Below are 22,485 nucleotides of genomic sequence, written 5' to 3' on the forward strand. Positions count from 1 at the left end.
TTTGGTGACAACTGATTGAGTTTTTCTAGTTCGTTTAACTTAGGTTCTTGGTTCATCTTACCGTTACATTACCCAGTTTTCTTAACGAGTGCAACCTTATCTCTCTTTTTAATACCTGAATCCTTACGATTTTGCTGATGCTGTATCAGTCTTTTCTGACGAATTAGCAATCACTATTTTTGATGATCGCTTTGAGGAAGAAAGATTTATTACCATTGGAATAGATCTTTTTAATAGGATTTTAGTTGTGGTTTACACTATGCGAGATGATGAAATTCGTCTAGTTTCTGCCCGTAAAGCCAGTAAAAACGAGCGATTACAATATGAGGAAGGATAAAAGATGAACTCTGAATATGATTTTAGCCAAGGTTCGCGGGGCGCTGTTGAACCAATTCCACCAGGCAAAAGCCGTATTACAATTCGCCTAGATGATGATGTTTTGGCTTGGTTTCGGGCGGAAGTCCACGAAAAAGGCGGTGGCAGTTACCAAGCATTAATGAACGAGGCACTGCGACAACATATCCAACAAAAACGTGAACCGTTAGAAGATACATTACGGCGAGTTTTGCGAGAAGAACTAAAGCAAGTAGAAAAATAGTTAAAAGGGTCTAGCATTGCTAAACCCTTGGATGAAATATTTGATTTGAGATTATATTTTTAAACTTTTGCTTCTTCTTTCACCAACTTATCCCAACCCAATTCCTTCAAATTATTATTTCTCCGCATCGGACGAGTTGCCAACTCTAAAATATCCCGTGCATTAGTAAAGCCGTGAATTTGAGCAAAGGTAAATTCAACTGACCACTTGGTATTAATTCCTCTGGCTTCTAGTGGGTTAGCATGTGCCATCCCCGTAATTACTAAGTCGGGTTTGAGGTCATAAATGCGCTGAATTTGGTTATAGTTATCAGGCTTTTCGACGATGGTGGGTAAAGGAACACCCATATCATTACAGGTTTTTTCTAGTAATTCTAGTTCTGCTTTTTGATAACGTTTATCCATGTAAGGAATACCAATTTCAGAACAGGTCATCCCACAACGGATCAAGAAACGCGCCAAAGAAACTTCTAAAAGATTATCCCCCATAAAGAAGACAGACTTACCACGAATTAGCTGGATGTAGTCTTCTAGACCTTCCCAAATCTTAGCTTCTCTTTCTTCTAGTCCTTGAGGTTCAATATTTAATACCGAGCAGATCTTTTCAATCCAGGCTCTTGTACCATCTGGGCCAATAGGGAAAGGTGCGCCGATTAGCTTAGTTTTACGACGACGCATGAGGGTAGTAGCAGTGCGACTAAGGAAAGGATTAACTCCTGATACATAGTAACCTTCCTCAATTACAGGTAGTTCTGTAAAGCGTTTGGAGGGTAGCCAACCTGATACCTTAACTCCTTGTTTTTTGAGTTCTAAGGTAAGATTCGTCACTACAGGATCGGGTAATGAACCAAATAATACTAGAGGCTGGTGGTCTTTGTACTCTGATTCTTGTTGCGTGACATCTTCTTTTTTGCGTCCAAAGTTTAGTAGGCTAGAAACCGCATTGCGTTCTTTTTTCTCGGCTTCTAACTTAGGTGGTTTAGTCGGACATTTATGCGCCATTGAAGCAAGGACAGTATCCTCCCCTTGGGTAAAGGCGTAGTCTAAACCATTAGCACGAGCCGTAACAATGGGAATACCAATTTCTGCTTCCAATCTTGGTGCTAAACCTTCCAAGTCCATTTTAATAATCTCGGTGGTACAAGTACCAATCCAGACAATTACAGAAGGATTGCGATCGCGTTTTATTTGTAAACACAATCTCTTTAATTCTTCATAGTCATTTAATTTAGCAGAAATATCTCCCTCTTCTAATTCTGCCATCGCATAACGAGGTTCAGCGAAAATCATCACCCCCATTGCATTTTGGAGGAAGTAGCCACAGGTTTTAGTGCCAATTACGAGAAAGAAACTATCTTCAATCTTTTGATATAGCCAAGCTACACAGCTAATCGGGCAAAAGGTATGATAATTACCTGTTTCACACTCAAAATTTAGTGCTGAAGGTTCTTGAGCAACGGTCATATTTTATATATCCTTTGATAACTAAATTAATTCTTTTAAAAAAGCTATCAGCCATCAGCTATCAGCTATTAGCCAAAATATTTTCTACTGTTAGCGTAAAAATACAGCACAAATCTATAAAAGCTAAAAGCTAAGAGCTAAGAGCTAAAAGCTTTTATTCAAACCATCATCATGTCTAATTCTTCTTCTTTATCTGGTTTACCCGCTTTATCTGCGGGAGGATTTAAGTAGTAATCAGACAACAAGGAGAATAAATCTCTGTCCTGTGCTTCATTGGGGACAACTCCTTCTGGTGCCGCTAAGATCTGATCGGCGATGTTGAGATAGTAGTCACAAACAAAGTTGAGAGAAGGATCGCTTTCTGCCATTTCAAACAGAGTTTTGCCTTTAACGCGAGAAACACGAATATCTTCAATCAAGGGCAAGATCTCTAAAACAGGCATTGGTACATGCTCGATATACTTGTCAATCAAGTCACGTTTGGAAGTACGATTACCAATTAAACCTGCTAGACGAAGGGAATGAGTACGAGCTTTCTCTCTAACAGAAGCTGCAATCCGATTCGCTGCAAACAGAGCATCAAAACCGTTGTCGGTAACAATCATGCAGTAGTCGGCATAATTTAGCGGTGCAGCAAAACCACCACATACTACGTCACCGAGAACATCAAACAAGATGACATCGTATTCATCAAAAGCATTTAATTCTTTAAGTAGCTTGACGGTTTCGCCCACAACGTAGCCACCACAACCAGCACCCGCAGGAGGGCCACCTGCTTCTACACAGCTAACTCCACCATAGCCTTCGTAGATTACATCTTCGGGCCAAATATCTTCGTAGTGAAAGTCTTTTTCCTGAAGTGTATCGATAATTGTGGGAATGAGAAATCCTGTCAGGGTAAAAGTACTATCGTGTTTAGGATCGCAACCAATTTGTAAAACTTTTTTGCCTCTTTTTGCCAAAGCTGCGGAAATGTTGCAGCTAGTTGTGGACTTACCGATTCCACCTTTGCCATAAACTGCTAATCTAATCTGCCCCACGTTATTTTCCTCTGCGTTTGTATATGAGAATTTATTTGAGATTAATAATGGCGACGCTGATTGTAGTTTTTTACTTTGCGTCTATATTGGCAATTATCAAGCAATTGATGGCGAAAACAAAGTTGTTTCGTCTTATAAAGTAGGCAATATTCCAAGTATTATCTGGTTAAAAGCTGTTGAAGCTTATATATTTTCTTTTAAGCTCAAAAATATCAATTTTACCCATAATAATATATTTTAGGTATTTTAAATATATAAATGTGGACAAAACACAAAAATTGTTTTGCGCCAATAGATTAAGAAAATCTTAGTCAAATTGATGATTCATCAGGGTTTATGCGTTAATGCTGTTTAAAGCTATCTTTGACAAGAGGTTGCAAGCTCAAGTCAAAGCACAAAGCGAGTAGAAAGACTCCTGGCGATCGCAAAATTGCTTAAATACATCCCTAGATAGGTTTGTCGTTCTTGTCATCAATCGTCAGGATCTAACATCAAGACTTTTGTTTAGTAAAGAAGAGTTAATTTTTTGTCTAGACGTTGAAAATGTCAACATTTATAAAGCTATAGAGCATCAAAACTATTTATGTATCAAGCTCGTAGTCGAAAAGGAGCGAGTTCAAAAATCCATTTGCGACTTAATATTTCAAATGGCATAACATTTATAGCCGTACAAAATTAGTTTAGGACAATTAGGGTTATCGGCTCGTAGGTAGTAGGTAGTAGGTAGTAGATTTTAGTTAAAAAACGTCCTAACATTGTCTAGTATTGCTATAACAAGTAGATCGAGTAGATATTATCAGTTAAAGCAAAAAAATATAGCATCTATGTTACTCAATATATTTATTATTTCCCTCTTAGGTTTTGTGACTCTATATGTCCTGCGGGGGATCGGTATGATTACTTTTATCTCGGGAGGAGTAATTACAATATTATTAATGACTACGGTGATCTCAGGTTTAACCTGGGGGATTTTAAAAACCAGAAGATATTAGATATTTAGCGAAAAAAAATTGAACGTAATTGTTATTGGTGGGGGTGCTGCGGGGTTTTTCGGCGCGATCGCTTGTGCTGAAGCCAATCCTCAACTTAAAGTCACCTTAATTGAAGCTGGAAATAAACCTCTAGCTAAAGTGCGCATCTCTGGGGGTGGCAGGTGCAACGTAACCCATCACTGTTTTGAACCTGCTCGTTTAGTAGCCAACTATCCCCGTGGTGGTAAAGCTTTGCGCGGTGCATTTTCCCGCTTTCAGCCACAAGATACGGTGCAGTGGTATGAATCCCGTGGGGTTAAGCTCAAAACCGAAGCCGATGGCAGAATGTTCCCCATTACCGATAGCTCAGAGACGATTATCAATTGCTTAATGCGAGCAGCCGATCGAGCAGGAGTGGAGCTATGTACAGGGGTAGGAGTAAAGACGGTTAAACATTACCAGGATGAGGGCCAGCAAAACTATTTCCAGGTTGAATTAAAAAATGAGCGAGTAATGAAATGCGATCGCCTGTTAATTGCTACAGGCAGCAATCCATTAGGCTACCGTTGGGCAAAAAACTTAGGACACAAAATAGAGCCTGCTGTACCTTCTTTGTTCACCTTTAATGTTCGAGATTCACGTTTAGAGGGTTTAGCTGGGGTTAGTGTAAGTAATGCCCAAGTTAAGCTTGGAACAGGTAAAAATAAGCTCGAACAAACAGGCGCGTTGCTAATTACCCATTGGGGTGTAAGTGGCCCAGCGATTCTCAAATTATCAGCCTGGGGCGCAAGATCTTTATTTGATTTTAAGTATAATTCTCCATTACAAATTAATTGGCTACCTGAATCTAACCAGGAAGACTTAAGCCAGCTACTAACCGCCTTAAAACAAACCAATCCCCAGAAAAAAATCGTCAACTATTGTCCTGTGGAATTGCCCAAGCGACTTTGGCAGAGCCTAATTAAATATGTAGAGATTAACCCGAATAAAGTGTGGTCGGAAATTAGTAAAAAAGAGCTAAATAAATTAGTGGCAGAAATTGTGCAGGGACAATACGAAATTAAAGGAAAAGGCGTGTTTAAAGACGAATTTGTCACCTGTGGCGGAGTAAGCCTCAAAGAAGTCAACTTTAAAACCATGGAAAGCAAAAAATGTCCTGGACTCTACTTTGCAGGAGAAATACTCGATATCGATGGAGTAACAGGAGGATTTAACTTTCAAAGCGCCTGGACAACATCTTGGCTGGCGGGTCAAGCGATCGCCTTTTCAAATTAAATTTGTGTGTTCTATATAGCTTATGCGATCGCGTTTTTGGACTGCTTTAACAATCTCATATTATTTAGGTTGAATAGATTGCAATATCTGGCGATCAACATATTAACTAATACACTTCATCGTGATTACCAATATCAATAAAAACGGCATTTCCATCATCTGTAAAGTAAAATAGAACTCGCTCGTCGTACTCTAAGCTGAAGCTCCATAAATCTTTCAGTTTTCCCGATAATTTATGAGTTCTGAGGCTTGGGTCAAAAGGATTATTGGTAAATACTTCTACTTTTGTCCAAAATCTAGATTCTAACTTTGTATTACCTTTAATTCTTTTTTTGAATACTCGAAGAAAAGATGAACTAAAGCTAATTTTAATCATTAATCTTCAATTAGTTGTTTTAATTCATCAAGATTTGAGGAGAAGTTTAATTCACCTTTTTGCTCTTCACTGATGCTTTTTTGATAATTGTTATATATTTCTTCTCGTCGTTCTTCACGCAGGTATTGAGCCAATAAAGTTTGGATTTCCTGCTTTTCATCAAATGAAAGGTTTTTAATTGTTTCAACTACATCGCTAAAGCTCATAATTTGATGTTTAAATCTTTGATTTTGCTAAATTATAGCTTTGTTGTGGTATGCGTGGATTTTGGTTATTGAGACAACAGCGAGCGCAATTTTAACTCCTTTACAAAACTCAGGCGATCGCCTTGAATAATTACTGATTACTATTCACTGCTCACTGCTCATTGTTCATTGCTCATTGCTCATTGTTCAAGTCCAATCCTGGGTTTCTCCTGTTGCGGTGCGCCGATATACCGTTCCCTCGGCATGAATGGCACGGGTTTTTTGGTAAAGCTCTTCTTCAGTTAATTGCCAGTTATGCAAGGCTACTACTAAATCTCGCTGAATATCCCGTGCGCCAGGAAAATCACGATAGCGAATAATCAGACGCGCCAATTCTACTAATTCGCGATCGCCAGGATTTGATGATGCTTTCAACAAATGATCGACTGTCAGCCGATCCTTCTGATTTTGAGGATGCTGCTGATCGATGTTTTCCATCGCTATATAATGTTAGCTATCTTGTCTGCTTACTTAGATGAGCGTTTGCTGGGAGTCAAAAGGGGTAATGGTTGGCGGGTTGAACCTGGAGGAAGATAATATCTGACGGGTTCAGTGGCGATCGCTTTTGGTTTCTTTTCTCCTTGTCGCCAACGCATCACAGCGCCTAATAGGGCAATTAATAGACCAATAGATAATAAACTTTCACGTCCTCCCAGTCCACCAATGAGGGCGTCGGTTGCTCCTAAAATAAGAATAAAGCCAGAGACAGGTTCTTTGCGATACACTGATCTCAAAAATCTGGCGAATAAGAGATTCACTATTTTTTGCTTACTTACAACTAAATGATGTCCAATAGGTTATCTCACAGATTAGCATAATTGCCAGATTATTATAATCCTGCTTTAGTTTTAAGAGGGCAAACCCAGATTAAAGAGTAAAATTTCGATGAATCGTCGTACTTTTTTAAATTGGCTCGGATTAGGCTGCTTAGTTAGTGTTTCGCCGACAATAATTGCCTTAATTATGACAAATACAAAAAATAGTCTCGCCACTAATCAAAATCCAGCAATTGTTTTTTATGTCTCTCCTGACGGTAACGATGCCTGGAGTGGAAAACAACCAGCTGATCAAGCAGGAGATGGAGCATTTGCCACCATTGCTAGGGCGCGGGATGCGATTCGAGAACTAAAACAGCAACAGGGTGGTATTCTCAAACAACCAGTAACGGTTTTCTTGCGCGGGGGAACATATTTTTTGCCAGACACCCTCAGTTTTACAGCAGAAGATTCTGGGAGCAAAGATTTTCTGATTACCTATAAAGCTTATCAACAAGAGAAACCCATTATCAGTGGCGGACGTATTATTAAAGATTGGAAAGAAGTCACTCTCAATAGCAAAACTGTCTGGACGACTAATATTGCCACAGTAAAGTCAAAAACATGGTCGTTTCATCAACTTTGGGTGAATGGCGATCGCGCTCAACGTTGTCGCTATCCAACCACGGGGTATCTAAAAGTAGATCAAGCACCAGATGTTACTCCAGATACGCCTTGGCAGGAAGGGCAAACTAGGTTTAAATTTCGAGCGGGAGATTTACAACCATGGCAGGAAGTAGAGTCAGGAGAGGCAATTGTCATGACTCGTTGGTTAGAGTCTCGCTTGCCCATCGAGGCGATCGACCCAGCTAGTCGCATCATCTCTTTTGACTATCCCAGCGCCTATCGGATCGATCCAGGCGATTCTGATTCTTCAGGCGCAGGGATTTATTATCTAGAAAACATTCGCGAATTTCTCACCGAGCCTGGCGAATGGTATTTAGAGCAAAAATCAGGTCAAATCTACTATCTTCCTTTACCTGGAGAGGATATTTCTCAAGCAGAGATAATTGCGCCTGTTCTAGCTAAACTCGTCGATCTCTCGGGTGATAAGCAAGCAAAACAATTTGTGGAATATCTCTGGTTTGAAAACTTGACCTTTGCTCATGGGGAATGGTACTACTCCCAAGATCAGCGACGAAGTTTGGGACAAGCTGCTGTCAAGGGGCTTTCTGGAGCTATTTATGCCAAGCAGGTTCGTTTTTGCACTTGGAAACAATGCGCGATCGCTCATATCAGCAACTATGCGATCGATTTTGCAGATGTCTGTCTCAATAATAAAATCCTGGAATGTCAATTTTTCGACTTGGGCGCGGGAGCAATCAAAATTACTAATTATGGCAATCATCAAATTATCGGTTGTCATATCTACAATGGCGGACTAATTTTTCACGCTGCTGTGGCAATTTGGATCGGCAGTGCAGCAAATAATCTCGTCGCCCATAATCACATTCATCATTTTCACTACTCTGGTATTTCGGTGGGTTGGACTTGGGGTAGTGCCAATAATCCCACAGCTAACAATTTAATTGAATTCAATCACATTCACGATCTGGGTAAGCTTGCCGATGGTGAGCCTCTACTCAACGATAATGGAGGCATCTATACCTTGGGAGTTCAACCAGGAACAAAAATTCGTTCTAATCTGATCCACGATATTCAAGCTCACAACTTTGGTGGTTGGGGAATCTATCTCGATGAAGGGAGTTCGCAAATTACGGTCGAAAATAACCTGGTTTACCGCACTAGAACTGGAGGATTCCACTTACACATGGGCAAAGATAATATCGTGCGCAATAACATTTTTGCTTTCGGTCAATTATCTCAGCTTGAGCGTACTTTAAAAGAAAATTCTTGGGATGATGAAGGGTATGAAAGTTTTACCTTAGAAAATAATATTATTTATTGGCAGGAGGGCAATCTGCTGGCAGGTAAATGGGCAGATGGACATTATGTCTCTAATCGTAATCTTTATTGGTATGATAGCGATCGCCCAATTCGTTTCGGCGGATTATCTTGGGAGCAGTGGCAACGAAGAGGCAGAGATACTGATTCCATAGTTGCCGATCCACTGTTTATTGCCCCAGAACGAGGAGATTTTCGACTCCAACCCAATTCTCCCGCCCTGAAAATGGGTTTTAAACCTTTGATAATAAGTACGGAAAACAGTTGAATTAAAACTCGCGCCCTAAAGGACTAGCTTCGCGTCGCAAAGACGCAGAGGCGTTTATCCCGCTTAGTTTGGGGCAAAGATTTTATTAGAAGTACTCAAGCGGACTTTATATGAGACAGCAATGTTAAAAATATTTTTTATTTTGCTCGATCGATAGTTTCTGAAGGACTTGAATTATTGAGCCTCGGCAGATATTAAAGCGGGAATTCCACACTTTAGACCGTAATTTATCAATTTTTCAGATGATATACACTATGAGTAGACCCTAGTGAAATCGGAATTAAGACCAATGGCCAATTTTGAAGATATTGCCAAAAAAGCTTTTTATATGGGGGTTGGTTTTGCCTCCTATGCCCAGGAAAAAGCCAGCGACACACTTAAGGATTTAAGAGTTCAAGCCCAAAAGCTAGCAGAAGAAATGGCTGAACGGGGTGAGATGAGTACAGAAGAGGCACGTAAGTTTGTAGACGATATGATGGAACAGGCACAGCAGCAAACTGTACCAAGTCCGAAGAATTCAAGCGAAAGAGAGCCTCGTCGGATCGAAATTGTGGATGAAGTATCTACTTCACAACCAAATGAAACGGCAAAATCTTCTCGCTCAAATCCTAATGGAGATGATCTACGTCAGCAGGTGCAGTTTCTGCAAGAAGAGTTACGTCGGCTCAAAAAAGACATGTAAGATAACTATTTAGACTAAATGACATCTGTTAACAGGGTTAATTTATGAATAATTGGCAAGACGAATGGTGGAAACAGATTGAAAAAACCGCAGCAGACATGGAAAAGTTTTTTGCTGAAGCGGGAGAGACTACCGAGTTGTTGGTAGACGAAATGACTGAAAATGTTGGTTCTTTTTTAGCACAGTTTTCGGCAGACTGGGCCGAAGAAGTTGAAGACTTTATTCACAACTTTGTGGATGTAATTGTTACCACCAGCGATGAAATAGATGCCGCTCTCTCGAATGAGTGGGACAATTTTGTGGATGAGGATTTTACCAGTGTTAGCTATCATGCTCCATCTGCTAAAAATAATCCTGCTTGCGTTAATTGTGCTAACTATCATGGACAAAGTTACAATGGCAATCTTTTAGTTTGTGCCATGCATCCCAATGGTTATGACGATAGCACTTGTCCCGATTGGACGCAAGAATAAACAATGAGTCCTAAAGGATTCACTAAAGTACTAGCTTCGCGTCGCCCTAAAGGGTACACCTTCGGATAAGCTTCGCGTCACAATGAATAGTAATTCAGTAATCATTTAAAGCGATCGCACTTAACCAACTAGCAAAATTGATTGCTGTAATCTTTTTTGCATTCCTGTTTACCAATCAAGCATGAGTGATTACTATAGTTATTTTATTTGATTTCTGAAGGAATTATTCTGATGGAATATATAGCTTTAGCAGCTCGGATCTGCCTCTGTCTAATTTTTTTTAAAGCGGGAATTAGCCACATCACAGGTTTTAGTGGGTTAGTAGAAACGATCAGCAGTCAGGGATTACCTTTAGCTAGCCTATTAGCAGCAGGAACAGTATTTTTCCAACTATTAGGCTCGGTTTCTTTACTATTAGGTTACAAGACTAATATTGGTGCAATTTTACTGATCATTTTCTTGATACCTGCTACTTTACTATTTCATAATCCGATCGCCGATCCCAGTCAAATCAACGACTTTCTTAAAAACATTGGTTTGATTGGTGGATTATTAATGGTTATCTATGCAGGTGCAGGAGCATTGAGTGTAGATGGTCAAAAAAAGTAACAGCGATTGCTAAAGCATCAAAAAAATTACCCAAAGTTGTAGTAATTGGGGCAGGTTTTGCAGGCTTGAGCGCCATCAAACACTTATCTGATGCTGAAGCAGAAATACTATTAATCGATCGCCATAATTATCATACTTTTATTCCTCTGCTCTATCAGGTAGCCACAGGTTTTATTGAACCCGAACTGATCGCCTATCCTCTACGTACTGCATTACGCAAGATTGATAATGCCGATTTTTTACTGGCACAAGTCCAACAGGTTGATTTGGAAGGTAAAAAAATTATTACAGATCGGCAAACGATCGCCTACGATTATTTGGCGATCGCTACAGGGAGTCAGGCTAACTTTTTGCAAGTGGCTGGCGCACCACAGCATACTTTCCCCTTGAGAACTTTAGCCAATGCCGTTGCTCTACGTAACCAGATCCTGAACTGTTTTGAACAGGCTGTAATAGCAAACGATCTTTCTCAACAAGCGCAATTAATGACCTTCGTTATTGTGGGTGGGGGTGCTACAGGAGTAGAAATGGCGGGTGCGTTGCAAGAATTAATCCAAAATTGCTTGACGAAAGATTATCCTCAATTAGACAAACGCCAAGCAAAAGTAATCCTCTTACAGTCTGGAGACACTTTACTTAGTACCTATCCAGAACCCTTGTCTAAATATACTTTACGTCAATTACGCGATCGCCAGATCAAAGTACATTTCCAGAGTCGAGTCAAAGCAGCTACCGCCAAAGCAGTTATTTTAGAAGATGATACGAGTATTGCTACCTCGACGATTATCTGGACAGCAGGATTAGAAGCTAATTTTCCTCAACCTCAATCAAATCTAATTACGGCTAGTAAAAATAAGCTGGAAGTTTTGCCCACTCTTCAACTACCAAATCATCCTGATGTCTATGTTGCAGGAGATGCTGCCTATGTCGAACAAAATGGTGAACCTTTAGCGGGAATTGCTCCAGAGGCTCTACAGCTAGGAGGTGCAATTGCCAAAAACATCAAGCGACAATTAAAAGGGAAAACTCCCCAAGCTTTTAACTACTTTAACAAAGGTCAAGCAGCGATTATTGCTCGTAATACAGGAGTAGCTTATTTATTGGGTAAAATTCCCCTGAGTGGCTTCCTAGCTTGGCTGTTGTGGCTTGGCATTCACGTTTACTACTTGCCAGGATTATCCAACCGCGGCAAACTTCTGGGTGCTTGGTTAAAAGATTATCTCTGGCGCGATCGCTCTATTAAACAGATTTTTACCTTTAATTATCTTAAAAAATAACTTCTGGGTAGTTGGTCAATTAATTTTTTAAGTTTAAATCTCGCGCCCTAAAGCATACCGCAAGGGTACTAACTCCGTGTCGCCCTTATGCGAAGCGGTACCCTTTAGGGTTAGGGAATCCTTTAGGACTCATTGAACAAAGTTGACTGATTTGTTTTGCTTGCTTTAATCTGTTAAAGGTTTGACAACAATCTTGAGACAGGTATTACTTGGTATGTTTAACTGTATTATTGTAGGTGCTGGCCCTGCTGGTAGTAGTGCTGCTTATCATTTGGCAAAGCAAGGTCACTCGGTTTTGGTATTAGAAAAAGCAAATTTTCCCCGTGATAAATCTTGCGGTGGTGGGGTTTCTCCTGCGATCGCTCAATGGTTTGATTTTGATTTTTCTCCTGTAGTGCAGAATCAGGTTTCTCAAGTTAAATATACTTTTAAAATGGGCGATCCTGCGGAAGTGGAGTTACAGGGAGTGACTCCAATGTGGATGGTGCAGCGGGGTCAGTTTGATAACTTTTTAATGGAACAGGCAACAGGAAAAGGTGCGGAGTTTAAAAGCGGTGTAGAAGTTACGGGGGTAAGCCTACAGGGTGAAACTTGGCAGGTGCAAACTAATCATGGAATATTTGAGGGGAAGTATTTAATTGCAGCAGATGGAGCTAATAGTAACGTCGCCAGATTTTTAGGTATGGATGCCACGCCAACTGTTGCAGCAGCAAGTTTACAAGTACCTGGAGATGTTAGCGATCGCCATAAGATGACAGCGTTTTTTGACTTTGGCTCGTTGAAAAATGGTTTTATGTGGTGTTTTCCTAAAGCAGACGGTTATTCTTTTAGTGCTGCTTATGTGCGTGACTCTAAAGGTAAGCCTGATGAATTGAAAAAACAGCTAACTAAATACGCAGAATTGTTTAATCTAGATGCTAGTCGTGGAGAATATAAAGAGCATCCTTTAAACTTATGGCAGAAAGACCGTGCTTTACACAGCGATCGCGCTTTATTAGTCGGCGAAGCAGCAGGAATGGTCGATCCTTTAATTGGAGAAGGAATTCGTCCCGCTATGTTTACCGGAGTTAAAGCGGCAGATGCGATTATGGCTGCGCTACAAGGTGATGTTAATGCTCTAGCAAGCTATACAGAGTCCGTCAATCAAGAATGGGGTGCGAACTTGGCTAAAGCCGACTTTCTGGCTGGATTGTTCTTTAAAGCGCCTAAAATCGCCTATAAAATGGGAGTTAAACGCCCTGCTGCGGGTCAGTTGATGGGAAAAATTCTCTGTGGCGAATTGAGTTATTCACAAGTGGCAGAAAAAGCGACACAGAAGTTGAAGTTTATCCCTGGAATAGGCTAATTAGATGAAATCTACAAATGTTTGCTACAAATGGAAAACTTGGGGACTTGGGGACTTGCCCTAAAGGACTAGCTTCGCGTCGGGGACTTAGGGACTTGGGGATTATATATCTGTATCATTCTTATTTGTATTTCATATTAATTACCAAACAGCTTAGTTATATTAGGTTAGAGTCCTAAATACTCTTTTAAAGAATCACGCATCACATCGACGGGGACTGGTTGCTGAAGCCAGATTTGCAGAGCAGCTACTCCCTGTTGCAGGAGCATTTCCAAGCCATCGATCGCCGTTGCACCTTGAGCCTGAGCTAACTTAAGAAACTGGGTTGGATTGGGGGTATAAATAAGATCGTAGGCGATCGCATTTGGTTTGAGTTTTTGCATTAAGTTCTCCTCGACAGGAGAAGCATCGACATGAGGGGACATGCCTACGGGGGTGGTATTAACCAGTAAGTCAGCAGCAGGAATCAGGCTACTTAAGTTATTCCAGTGATGAATTTTGAGTAACGAGATGATCTTAGGTGCGTGATGCCAGCTTTGGTAAAATCGCGCTAATCGATCGGGGTTGCGTCCAACAACATGAATTTCTGGACAGCCTAAGTTAGTCAAGCCTGCAATTACAGCTCTAGCTGCACCGCCGTTACCGAGAATTACAGGAGTTGTTTTGCTCCAGTCACGAATTGCTTTTAAGGGTGCTATAAAACCCTCCGCATCTGTGTTTGTGCCTTTCCAACCTGATGCAGTACGCCAGACTGTATTTACCGCGCCAATATTAGCTGCATCATCAGAGATTTCTGTCAGCAACGGGATGATTGCTTGTTTGTGGGGAATGGTAATGCTAAATCCGACTAAATCGAAGGCGCTAAAACCTGCCAGTGCTGTGGCTAAATCTCCTGGTTTTACAGGGAAAGGGACGTAGATATAGTCTAGTCCTAAATTGGCGATCGCTGCATTATGCATTACAGGAGACAGGGAATGTTCCACAGGATCGCCAATAATACCCAGCAGTTTAGTTTTGCCTGTAATTTGCTGCATGATGCTGACCTTTGATTCAATGGTAGAGAGCTTATATAGCCGTACAAAGTTAGATTATGACATTAATAGTAATCGGCTCGTAAGTAGGAAGTAAGAAATAGGAAATAGGAAATAGGAAATAGGAAATAGTATTTCAAAGATGTCCTAACGTTTTTACGTAGAGCTATATCTTATTAAACCCTAATTCAACAACTGCTTCTAACTCTAAACTCTTAAAGCCTACTATTGCTTTTTTAATTCTTGATACATTTTATACATTTCAGGTAATCGCTTATACATGACAAATAGTTTACGATACAGCCGACTAGGGATATGAGGCATACCTGAAACCATCTCTCCCGCTGCTACATTGCCAGTAATACCTGTCTGTCCTGTGGCAATTACGCGATCGCCTACTGTTACCTGATTGGCAACACCAACTTGTCCTCCAAGCATGACTCCATTGCCAATAATTGCTCCCCCAGCTAATCCTACTTGAGAAGCCATGGCACAATTCTGTCCGATCTGACAGCCATGACCAATCTGCACTAAATTATCAAGTTTAGTATTGCGTCCAATGCGAGTTTCTCCCACCGCAGGGCGATCTACGGCACTGTTACAGCCAATTTCTACACCATCTTCTAATACGGTAGAGCCTGACTGTTCCATTTTGTACCAGCCTGTTGCGGTTGGCACAAAGCCAAAGCCTTCTGAGCCGATTACCGCGCCACTATGGATGACACAGCCAGCGCCGATTTGAGTCCGTTCATGAATGGTACAGTTGGCATGGAGAATAGTATCGTTACCAATAGTCACATCAGGATAAATAACTACGTTAGGATGAATTATCACGCGATCGCCAATCGTTACACCCTTCTGAATGACTACATTTGCGCCAATATAAACATCTTGCCCCACAGTAGTATCAAGCTCAATAACTGCACTAGAATGAATGCCTGGCGTTGGTTTGAAAGGCTGATAAAAAAGAGCGATCGCCTGGGCAAATAATAATCTGGGGTCAGAAGTAGCAATCCAAGCAATATTTCTGTCTGAGGCTTGGATTTGTAGAGTTTCATCTAAAGGCAAGATTAGAGCGATCGCTTGCGTCGTCGCCACCATGGCTGCAAACTTTCCGCCTTCAACGTAGCTTAATGAGCTACCATCTGCCCGATCAATTGCAGCTACTCCTTGTAATTCAGGATTCAAATTTTGCTGTTGATCGAAGCTGTTATGATTAGCTGCTGTACCAAGTTTGCTGACAAGTTCTTGAAACTTCATGGCAGGGGATGATTTAGATGAACAAAGGCAAGAATTATTCTAAGCCATTATCAATGAGCAGTAATTACTAATTACTAAGATGCAAAATCTAGGCGACGCTAAAAATTCTTTGATGCCAAGAAGCGATCGCTATTAATTTTTTAAAGCCTTTTTTTAATCCGCAAAAGTAACTAGTTAATCTTTTCTTTGAATAGGGAATTCTCAGTTATAAGAAAAAATTTTAACTGAAAGTTTGATTTATGACACAAGAACAAATATCTCAATATTCCTATACGCTTGAAACTAGCCCTAAATTTCCAGCTACTTTGTTTAGGTTTCAAGAATATAACATGACAAAAATCATAGCTTTGGGTTTGTTGTTATTTACTTCTATATATACCTGTTTTAGTTGTCTTGCATTTTTAAAAAGCAACTATACGGATCGTTTAGCACCAATTCAATTACGTGAATGGTATTCTCCTATTTCTGCTTTTTTTGAGGCTTTTTATGCAATTTTTTCCAATCTATTTAGTATTTTTCACTTTGCTTTACTCTTAACTCCATTAGGAGTATCCATGCTGATAGCCTGGTTAGTTTTCGAGCCGAGAGAAGTAAGCAAATTCGTTCTCGGACTTATTCTAATTATTTTGGGAATTTTAGGAATTTTAAATCCAGCAGATGCAATTCCCGATTTTCTACCATTAATAGGAAATTTCGATGATGCCTTTAGCGGAGGAGGAATAGGTATAGGATCATGGCTCTTATCTATAGCAGCAAAACGCAAGGAAAATGATGACAAAATCACTAAGCAGCTAAAAGAGGGCAAAATCGATCAAACAGAAGGGCTTAACTTACTATTAGCCGATAAAGGAATTTCAATCAAAGAATTAAAAGCAGCTAGCCAGTAACAACAACTAATCATAAATTTTCTAACTATATAATGTATGACTTAGGAGATAAGATGCAGTCCTCAATTATCAGATTTATATTACTTTTACTTGCAGTACCGATAATTTTATTAGGCTTGACAAATCCAGTGTATGCTTTTGTAAAAGATGATGTTTATAACCTTATCGAAACACAAAAATGTGTTGGCTGCGACCTTTCTTCCTATCAAAAACTCAGTACTGAAAAAATAGGTTTAAATGATGCTAATCTTCAAAACTCCCATTGTGAAAGAACTAATTTTAGTGGGCTAGATCTTAATGGAGTTAATTTAAGTAATGCTAAATTAATTGAGGCTAATCTTTCCAAAGTAACAGCCTATGGTATTAACCTCAAACAAGCTCAATTGAATAATGCAGATCTTAGTGGTGCTAATCTTAATCAAGGAAACTTAACTAATGCCGATCTATCTCATGCCGATCTTAGGAAGGCTAAACTCTATCAAGCTAAGCTTAACAATGCTAATCTCAATGGAGCTAATCTAGGTCAGGCTTATTTAAGAGAGGCAAATCTGTATAATGCCAATTTAATCTCCGCTAACTTAAGTGGTGCCTTTCTCAATAGCGAAAACGATCGCCAAAAAACCGATCTCCGCCACGCAAATCTTCAAGAAGCTATCTTCACAGAAGCTAATTTAACCAATACAGATTTAAGTAAATCTATTCTAATTCATGCCAATCTAAGCAAAGCTAATTTAAGTTTAGCTAAATTGAATGATACTGATTTAGATAGGGCTGATTTGAGTAATAGTATTTTAAAACAAGCTGATTTAAGAAAAGCTATTTTGAGCAACGTCGTCTTAGTTAATGCCGATCTGAGTAATGCAGATTTAAGAGAGGCAAACTTAATAGGGGCTAATATCGAAGGTGCAAATTTTAGCAATACTAATTTGGCAGGGGCGATTTTACCAGATGGTTCGACTTATAAATCTGATTCAGATGATGTTAACTGGATAGAAGAAATTAAGGAAAAATTTCAACAACAGATACTACACTAATATTATTTATTGTTGAGAAACAAGAAGAAACAACGCTGACTTTTATCGTGACTCAGGCTTACTGGTAAGTTGGGAAAAGATTACCGATCGTGATAAAAAATAGTGATGCAAAATTCAGGTGACGCTAAAAATTCTTTACTATCTGATGCCAGTAAAAGATTAGAACAAGCCTTAAAACATGTAGATATTTCCGAAGATGCGATCGCTCGTCTCCAGCATCCTAAGACTAGCCTGAGTGTTTCGATTCCTGTCAGGATGGATGATGGTAGTTTAAAAGTATTCTCTGGTTATCGGGTGCGTTATGACGACACTAGAGGCGCGGGGAAAGGCGGAGTACGTTATCATCCTGGGGTTAGTTTAGATGAGGTACAGTCTTTAGCTTTCTGGATGACCTTTAAATGTGCCTTATTAGATTTACCCTTTGGTGGTGCTAAAGGGGGTATTACTGTCAATCCGAAAGAATTATCCAAAGCCGAGTTGGAAAGGCTGAGTCGGGGCTATATTGATGCGATCGCCGATGCAATTGGTATCGATGTTGATATTCTAGCTCCTGATGTTTATACTAATGCGGTAATCATGGGTTGGATGATGGATCAATACAGCATCATCCAGCGTAAGTTATGTCGTGGAGTAGTTACAGGAAAACCACTGACCCTAGGAGGTAGTAGGGGTAGAGATACAGCCACAGCGATGGGAGCTTTTACGGTAATTCAGGCTATGCTACCGAAGTTTAATTTAATTCCCACCCAGACTACTGTAGCCATTCAAGGTTTTGGTAATGCAGGGGCAACTTTAGCAGGCTTGCTGGCTGAGGCGGGATATAAAATAGTTGCCGTTAGTGACTCCAAGGGTGGGATTTATGCACCCCAAGGTTTAGATATTGCCAGCGTTAGCGAGCATAAAAATCAGAGTCGAGAGATGAAAGCGGTATACTGCCAAGATACGGTATGCAGCATTGTCGAACATCAGGCGATTTCTAATCAAGAGTTGCTGGCTTTGGATGTGGATATCTTGATTCCTGCTGCGTTAGAAAATCAAATAACTCAAGCTAATGCCCAGGATATTCAAGCTAAGTATATCTTTGAGGTGGCAAATGGCCCGATTAATTTTGCTGCGGATCGAATATTAGCCCAACAGGGAATTTATGTTTTTCCTGATATTTTAGTTAATGCGGGTGGTGTTACTGTTAGTTATTTTGAATGGGTACAAAACCGCAATGGTTGGTATTGGACATTGTCAGAGGTTAATCAACGTCTTCAAAGCAAAATGCAACTCGAAGCAGAACAAGTTTGGCAGATTAGTCAAGATTCCCAGATCGATCTGCGCACTGCTGCTTATGTTCAAGCTCTCAAAAGATTAGGTAAGGCTTTAGATGCCAAGGGCAACAGAAATTATTTTGTCAGTTGAATTTGGTTAATTTTGATCGATATTATTAATCTTATTCAATACTTTTTGCTGATCGAATAAGATTTGCTGCTGGGGAACGGGAATGGGAATACCCGCCTGATCGAAAGCAATTTTAATTCGGCGGCGAAATTCTCTGGCGACATCCCATTGCTGTAGAGGTTCGGTTATAATCCAAACTCGAATCAAAATTCCCCGCTCACTAAATTGATCGACACCTAAAACAGTAGGAAACTCCCAGATGCGATCGCGCCATTGACAATCTTCAGCTATAGCTTGAGCTACTTGATGGATTACTTCCAAAGCGCGATCGATATCAGTTTGATATGCCACAGGAATAACTAAATCGGCTCTAGACCACTGACTAGAACGGTTTGACACAATCTCAACCGCACTATTAGGGATGGTAATCAATCGCCCTTCCGCGTCTCTTAACTGGGTAATGCGAAGATTAATATTTTCTACCAAGCCACCAACCGCACCAATATCAACCACGTCGCCCACCGCATAGCGATCGTCCCAAATAATTATAAAGCCGTTGATTGCATCTTTGATCAGGTTTTGGGAAGCTAAGGATAAAGCTAAACCAAAAATACCTGCACCAGTTAACAACGGTGCGAGGTTCACCCCATTGATCCAAAAAGCTGTCAGCACACCAATTCCCACCCAAATAATAGTTACGGCGCTACGCAAAATTCTCGTGGTGGTGTTAATGCGTAACTTCCCTCGCTGATTAACTTTTAGATCCCTAGACTGAGTATCGATCGCTGCTGCACTGAGTTTGGCAATCAGAAAATAGGTCAAACGAATTACGAAATAGGTCAATAATCCTACCAGAGTAATTCGCAAGGGAATTCTTAAAGCAGCAATCAGCAAAAAAGGAATGATGCGCGTCTGGGGGTAAAGATTTAAAATTCCTAAAGCTCCACCACTCCACAAGAAGACCTGAACTAATTGCATCAAGCGATATTGAATTTCAGTTAGATTCCATTTTTGACGTTGATCTAACTGATCTGAAATCGGTAAATTTTTTAATTTTGCCGTGGGGGCAAGTTTTCTAGCGGATCTGCGTAAAACTCTAACTTTTCGATCTAGAGGAAAATTAATTAGCCAGACACAAAGCAAAATACAGAGTCCGATCACTATCTGTCGGCGTATATGTTGTGGCGATCGCTCTTTTCTGGCTGTCTCCAAACCCTGCTCAATAGCAAATTCCAGCTGTCGCGTCCGCACAGGAACACCAACATCATTAGCCTCGGCATCAATAGTCGTCACGGTAAATAAACGCTCAGAGCGATCGCCAATAGTAATATATAAGTCCTGTAAATTACCGTTTGCTTTGACAGTAACATCGCTCTGGCTATTTGGCACGGCTAAATAGTCTGCACTTACTTGGGCAAAACGCTTTTGAATCTCGCCAATCCGATCGGATAATAATTCAGGATCGGTAGCAGACAACTTAAATAAACAGCGTCCGTCTAAACGAATACAGGCAGAATTAAGTGAGTTGTCCTGCACTTGGCGGAGCAAGCGGGAATAGATTGCTATATCTTGGATAAAGGGTAACTGTGCTAACTGTACTGCGTTAACGGGTAAAACCCAGGCGGTAATTCCTATAATTACAATCAAGATGGTGCAGAGTTTTTTCCTAAGCATATAACTGACAAAGTTTTGGTGGTAATTAGCGAAATCCACCGCTAATCATAGTTTTGGAAAGTTAAATTCTTTGGGAGAAATTTTTTAGTCTAAATCTGGCTCTTTGATACTATTGGTCAGACTATTAAATTTTAGGCTATGGCAATACTAGACAATGTTAGGACGTTTTTTAACTAAAATCTACTACCTACTACCTACTACCTACGAGCCGATCACCTTAATTGTCCTAAGCTAATTTTGTACGGCTATATATAGCCTCACTATTTTTTCTTGACTCTATAATTTATGAGCAATCCAGAATCGCTTTGGTTACATCATACTTTGGTTAATCTTGCCGTTCCTTTGGGGGCTGTCTTTATATATCTAGCAATTCTCGTACTTGTAGCTGAGGGATTGAGTCGTTGGCTAACAAACGATCCTGAATTGACTCGTAAGGTGGTTCATATCGGCAGTGGCAATGTCATACTGCTGGCTTGGTGGCTAGATATTTCCCGTACAGTGATTGTTAGTGCAGCTTTCATCGCTGCGGCGATCGCTATTTTGTCTTATTTAACGCCGATTCTTCCCAGTATTGAAAGTGTCGGCAGAAAAAGTTTTGGCACCCTGTTTTACGCTATCAGCATGGGAATACTCGCTGCCTATTTTTGGCTCGATACCCCTCAGTATGCAGTAATCGGCATCTTGGTTATGGCATGGGGCGACGGCATGGCAGCAATTATTGGACAACGTTTTGGTAAACACAAGTATCAAGTAGGAACAATTAGCAAAAGTTGGGAAGGTTCTTACGCCATGGCAGGTGCAGCTTTAATCGTTACAGTCGCAGTTCTTTTGTTAGTTGAAGGTAATAGCTGGCAAACATGGACAATTGCAGTAGTGGTTGCCTTGGTCGCCACTGTTGCCGAAGCTTTTTCTAAGCTAGGTATAGATAATCTTACAGTTCCTTTAGCTAGCGGATTTCTGTGTTTTTTAGGTGTTCAGGTATTATCATTAAGTTAAATCTGAAACAAATCTTAAACTATCTAAAATCACTTTGAATTTTAAATAATGACAGAATCTACTTCTGAACCAAGGGAGCAAATTAAACAAGTCGCTGTTACGCCCGATAACGTAGCTGAATCAGACACGCTAGCACCTGTGGCGACCAAGCCAAAAGACAGCTATGTCAAATTAGCGATGAGAAATATGGTTCGCAAAGGCAGACAATCTTTGTGGCACTTTTTCTTAACTACAGCGGGTTTAGTCGGTCTTTTGATCGGTCTAGCATATTTAACCAAACCATAAACTAAATATGAATGTAGCTGTTAGACAATCTATAAATAGCGATATTTATGTAGAAAATGACTACGAAGGAAATTTACCCCAGGAAGCCCTAAATCAGGTTAATTTGGTGGATTGGGTAGGTTGGTTTCAGCATTGGCTGAGTTTTCTCAACCCAATGGTCGATCTGCCTCAAGATTGCGAACTAAGTTTAAGATTAACAGGCGATCGCCAGATTCAAGAATATAACTGTCAATATCGTCACCTAGACGAGCCTACAGACGTTTTAGCATTTGCTAGTACCGAGACAGATCTGGTTCTTCCTGCCGAGTTTACAGAACCTTTATATTTAGGAGACATAATAATATCTTTAGATACGGCGATGAGGCAAGCGAAGGAGCAAAAACACTCTTTAACTGTGGAATTAGCTTGGTTATCTAGCCATGGCTTATTACATCTTCTCGGCTGGGATCACCCTGATGACAAGAGTTTACAGCAAATGTTAGCTCAACAACAAGAATTAATCTATTCTTTGAATACTGTCAAATCCGATTAATTACTCAGTTTTAGACTGTCTAATCTGAACATTTCAATTTATAACCCTTGAGCTAAGA

General features: G+C 40.2%; 25 protein-coding genes. 16 read left to right on the forward strand and 9 right to left on the reverse strand.

The window, feature by feature from the left end; translation table 11 throughout:
• Positions 1-115: 115 nt before the first annotated feature.
• Positions 116-337, forward strand: coding sequence for a BrnT family toxin (locus tag KME09_13770; protein MBW4534999.1), 222 nt, complete (start codon positions 116-118; stop codon positions 335-337).
• 3 nt (positions 338-340) lie between these two features.
• Positions 341-598, forward strand: coding sequence for a BrnA antitoxin family protein (locus KME09_13775; GenBank protein ID MBW4535000.1), 258 nt, complete (start codon positions 341-343; stop codon positions 596-598).
• A 59-nt stretch (positions 599-657) separates the two neighbouring features.
• Here the strand turns inward: KME09_13775 and KME09_13780 are convergent, their stop codons facing one another.
• Positions 658-2,061 (reverse strand): ferredoxin:protochlorophyllide reductase (ATP-dependent) subunit N, encoded by a 1,404-nt coding sequence (locus KME09_13780; protein ID MBW4535001.1) that lies wholly within the window; start codon positions 2,059-2,061, stop codon positions 658-660.
• A 158-nt stretch (positions 2,062-2,219) separates the two neighbouring features.
• Positions 2,220-3,092 (reverse strand): ferredoxin:protochlorophyllide reductase (ATP-dependent) iron-sulfur ATP-binding protein, encoded by an 873-nt coding sequence (gene bchL, locus KME09_13785; GenBank protein MBW4535002.1) that lies wholly within the window; start codon positions 3,090-3,092, stop codon positions 2,220-2,222.
• Positions 3,093-3,925: 833 nt separating this feature from the next.
• On the opposite strand from bchL, the gene KME09_13790 reads away from it, so the two are divergent.
• Together KME09_13790 and KME09_13795 are read left to right on the forward strand one after the other, a co-directional pair.
• A complete protein-coding gene (locus KME09_13790) occupies positions 3,926-4,093 on the forward strand; it encodes a hypothetical protein (GenBank protein ID MBW4535003.1) in 168 nt (55 codons plus the stop codon).
• A complete protein-coding gene (locus tag KME09_13795) occupies positions 4,094-5,347 on the forward strand; it encodes an NAD(P)/FAD-dependent oxidoreductase (protein ID MBW4535004.1) in 1,254 nt (417 codons plus the stop codon).
• Positions 5,348-5,453: 106 nt separating this feature from the next.
• Here the strand turns inward: KME09_13795 and KME09_13800 are convergent, their stop codons facing one another.
• The 4 genes from KME09_13800 to KME09_13815 form a co-directional block, all read right to left on the reverse strand.
• Positions 5,454-5,723, reverse strand: coding sequence for a type II toxin-antitoxin system YafQ family toxin (locus tag KME09_13800; protein MBW4535005.1), 270 nt, complete (start codon positions 5,721-5,723; stop codon positions 5,454-5,456).
• On the reverse strand, positions 5,723-5,929 hold the full coding sequence (locus KME09_13805; protein MBW4535006.1) for a hypothetical protein: 207 nt from the start codon (positions 5,927-5,929) through the stop codon (positions 5,723-5,725). The genes KME09_13800 and KME09_13805 overlap by 1 nt, the downstream gene beginning before the upstream one ends.
• 186 nt (positions 5,930-6,115) lie before the next feature.
• Positions 6,116-6,406: a DUF3288 family protein gene (locus KME09_13810; protein ID MBW4535007.1), complete on the reverse strand. Its 291-nt coding sequence runs from the start codon at positions 6,404-6,406 to the stop codon at positions 6,116-6,118.
• A 29-nt stretch (positions 6,407-6,435) separates the two neighbouring features.
• Positions 6,436-6,726 (reverse strand): hypothetical protein, encoded by a 291-nt coding sequence (locus KME09_13815; protein ID MBW4535008.1) that lies wholly within the window; start codon positions 6,724-6,726, stop codon positions 6,436-6,438.
• Between the two features lie 127 nt (positions 6,727-6,853).
• Between KME09_13815 and KME09_13820 the strand changes: the two genes are divergently transcribed.
• The 6 genes from KME09_13820 (at position 6,854) to KME09_13845 (ending at position 13,342) form a co-directional block, all read left to right on the forward strand.
• Positions 6,854-8,956 (forward strand): right-handed parallel beta-helix repeat-containing protein, encoded by a 2,103-nt coding sequence (locus tag KME09_13820; GenBank protein ID MBW4535009.1) that lies wholly within the window; start codon positions 6,854-6,856, stop codon positions 8,954-8,956.
• A gap of 289 nt (positions 8,957-9,245) precedes the next feature.
• Positions 9,246-9,638 (forward strand): hypothetical protein, encoded by a 393-nt coding sequence (locus KME09_13825; GenBank protein MBW4535010.1) that lies wholly within the window; start codon positions 9,246-9,248, stop codon positions 9,636-9,638.
• Positions 9,639-9,682: 44 nt separating this feature from the next.
• Positions 9,683-10,111, forward strand: a complete 429-nt coding sequence (locus KME09_13830) for a hypothetical protein (protein ID MBW4535011.1) — start codon at positions 9,683-9,685, stop codon at positions 10,109-10,111.
• 231 nt (positions 10,112-10,342) lie between these two features.
• Positions 10,343-10,720, forward strand: coding sequence for a DoxX family protein (locus KME09_13835; GenBank protein ID MBW4535012.1), 378 nt, complete (start codon positions 10,343-10,345; stop codon positions 10,718-10,720).
• Positions 10,721-10,764: 44 nt separating this feature from the next.
• The gene (locus KME09_13840) at positions 10,765-11,997 is read left to right on the forward strand and encodes an NAD(P)/FAD-dependent oxidoreductase (GenBank protein ID MBW4535013.1); all 1,233 of its coding nucleotides are present in this window, start codon (positions 10,765-10,767) and stop codon (positions 11,995-11,997) included.
• Positions 11,998-12,211: 214 nt separating this feature from the next.
• Positions 12,212-13,342 (forward strand): geranylgeranyl reductase family protein, encoded by a 1,131-nt coding sequence (locus tag KME09_13845; protein MBW4535014.1) that lies wholly within the window; start codon positions 12,212-12,214, stop codon positions 13,340-13,342.
• A 167-nt stretch (positions 13,343-13,509) separates the two neighbouring features.
• On the opposite strand, the gene KME09_13850 is transcribed toward KME09_13845, so the two are convergent.
• Together KME09_13850 and lpxD are read right to left on the reverse strand one after the other, a co-directional pair.
• Complete coding sequence (locus KME09_13850; protein MBW4535015.1) at positions 13,510-14,376, reverse strand: shikimate dehydrogenase; 867 nt, start codon at positions 14,374-14,376, stop codon at positions 13,510-13,512.
• Positions 14,377-14,598: 222 nt separating this feature from the next.
• On the reverse strand, positions 14,599-15,633 hold the full coding sequence (gene lpxD / locus KME09_13855) for a UDP-3-O-(3-hydroxymyristoyl)glucosamine N-acyltransferase (protein ID MBW4535016.1): 1,035 nt from the start codon (positions 15,631-15,633) through the stop codon (positions 14,599-14,601).
• A gap of 239 nt (positions 15,634-15,872) precedes the next feature.
• Between lpxD and KME09_13860 the strand changes: the two genes are divergently transcribed.
• The 3 genes from KME09_13860 (at position 15,873) to KME09_13870 (ending at position 18,961) form a co-directional block, all read left to right on the forward strand.
• Positions 15,873-16,520 (forward strand): DUF1232 domain-containing protein, encoded by a 648-nt coding sequence (locus KME09_13860; GenBank protein ID MBW4535017.1) that lies wholly within the window; start codon positions 15,873-15,875, stop codon positions 16,518-16,520.
• Between the two features lie 128 nt (positions 16,521-16,648).
• Positions 16,649-17,554 (forward strand): pentapeptide repeat-containing protein, encoded by a 906-nt coding sequence (locus KME09_13865; protein ID MBW4535018.1) that lies wholly within the window; start codon positions 16,649-16,651, stop codon positions 17,552-17,554.
• A 105-nt stretch (positions 17,555-17,659) separates the two neighbouring features.
• The gene (locus tag KME09_13870) at positions 17,660-18,961 is read left to right on the forward strand and encodes a Glu/Leu/Phe/Val dehydrogenase (GenBank protein MBW4535019.1); all 1,302 of its coding nucleotides are present in this window, start codon (positions 17,660-17,662) and stop codon (positions 18,959-18,961) included.
• A 6-nt stretch (positions 18,962-18,967) separates the two neighbouring features.
• Here KME09_13870 and KME09_13875 read toward each other — a convergent pair whose 3' ends face one another.
• Entirely contained in the window at positions 18,968-20,614 is a 1,647-nt protein-coding gene (locus KME09_13875; protein ID MBW4535020.1) for a mechanosensitive ion channel family protein, read from the reverse strand.
• Positions 20,615-20,899: 285 nt separating this feature from the next.
• On the opposite strand from KME09_13875, the gene KME09_13880 reads away from it, so the two are divergent.
• From KME09_13880 to ybeY, 3 genes are read left to right on the forward strand one after another with little or no spacing between them, the layout of a single operon-like run.
• On the forward strand, positions 20,900-21,610 hold the full coding sequence (locus KME09_13880) for an SEC59/DGK1/VTE5 family protein (protein MBW4535021.1): 711 nt from the start codon (positions 20,900-20,902) through the stop codon (positions 21,608-21,610).
• A 48-nt stretch (positions 21,611-21,658) separates the two neighbouring features.
• Positions 21,659-21,895, forward strand: coding sequence for a DUF3285 domain-containing protein (locus KME09_13885; protein ID MBW4535022.1), 237 nt, complete (start codon positions 21,659-21,661; stop codon positions 21,893-21,895).
• A 7-nt stretch (positions 21,896-21,902) separates the two neighbouring features.
• Positions 21,903-22,427 (forward strand): rRNA maturation RNase YbeY, encoded by a 525-nt coding sequence (gene ybeY, locus KME09_13890; GenBank protein ID MBW4535023.1) that lies wholly within the window; start codon positions 21,903-21,905, stop codon positions 22,425-22,427.
• The last annotated feature ends 58 nt before the right edge of the window (positions 22,428-22,485 follow it).

Source organism: Pleurocapsa minor HA4230-MV1, assembly GCA_019359095.1.
In the GTDB taxonomy this organism is placed as follows: Bacteria; Cyanobacteriota; Cyanobacteriia; order Cyanobacteriales; family Xenococcaceae; genus Waterburya; species Waterburya minor.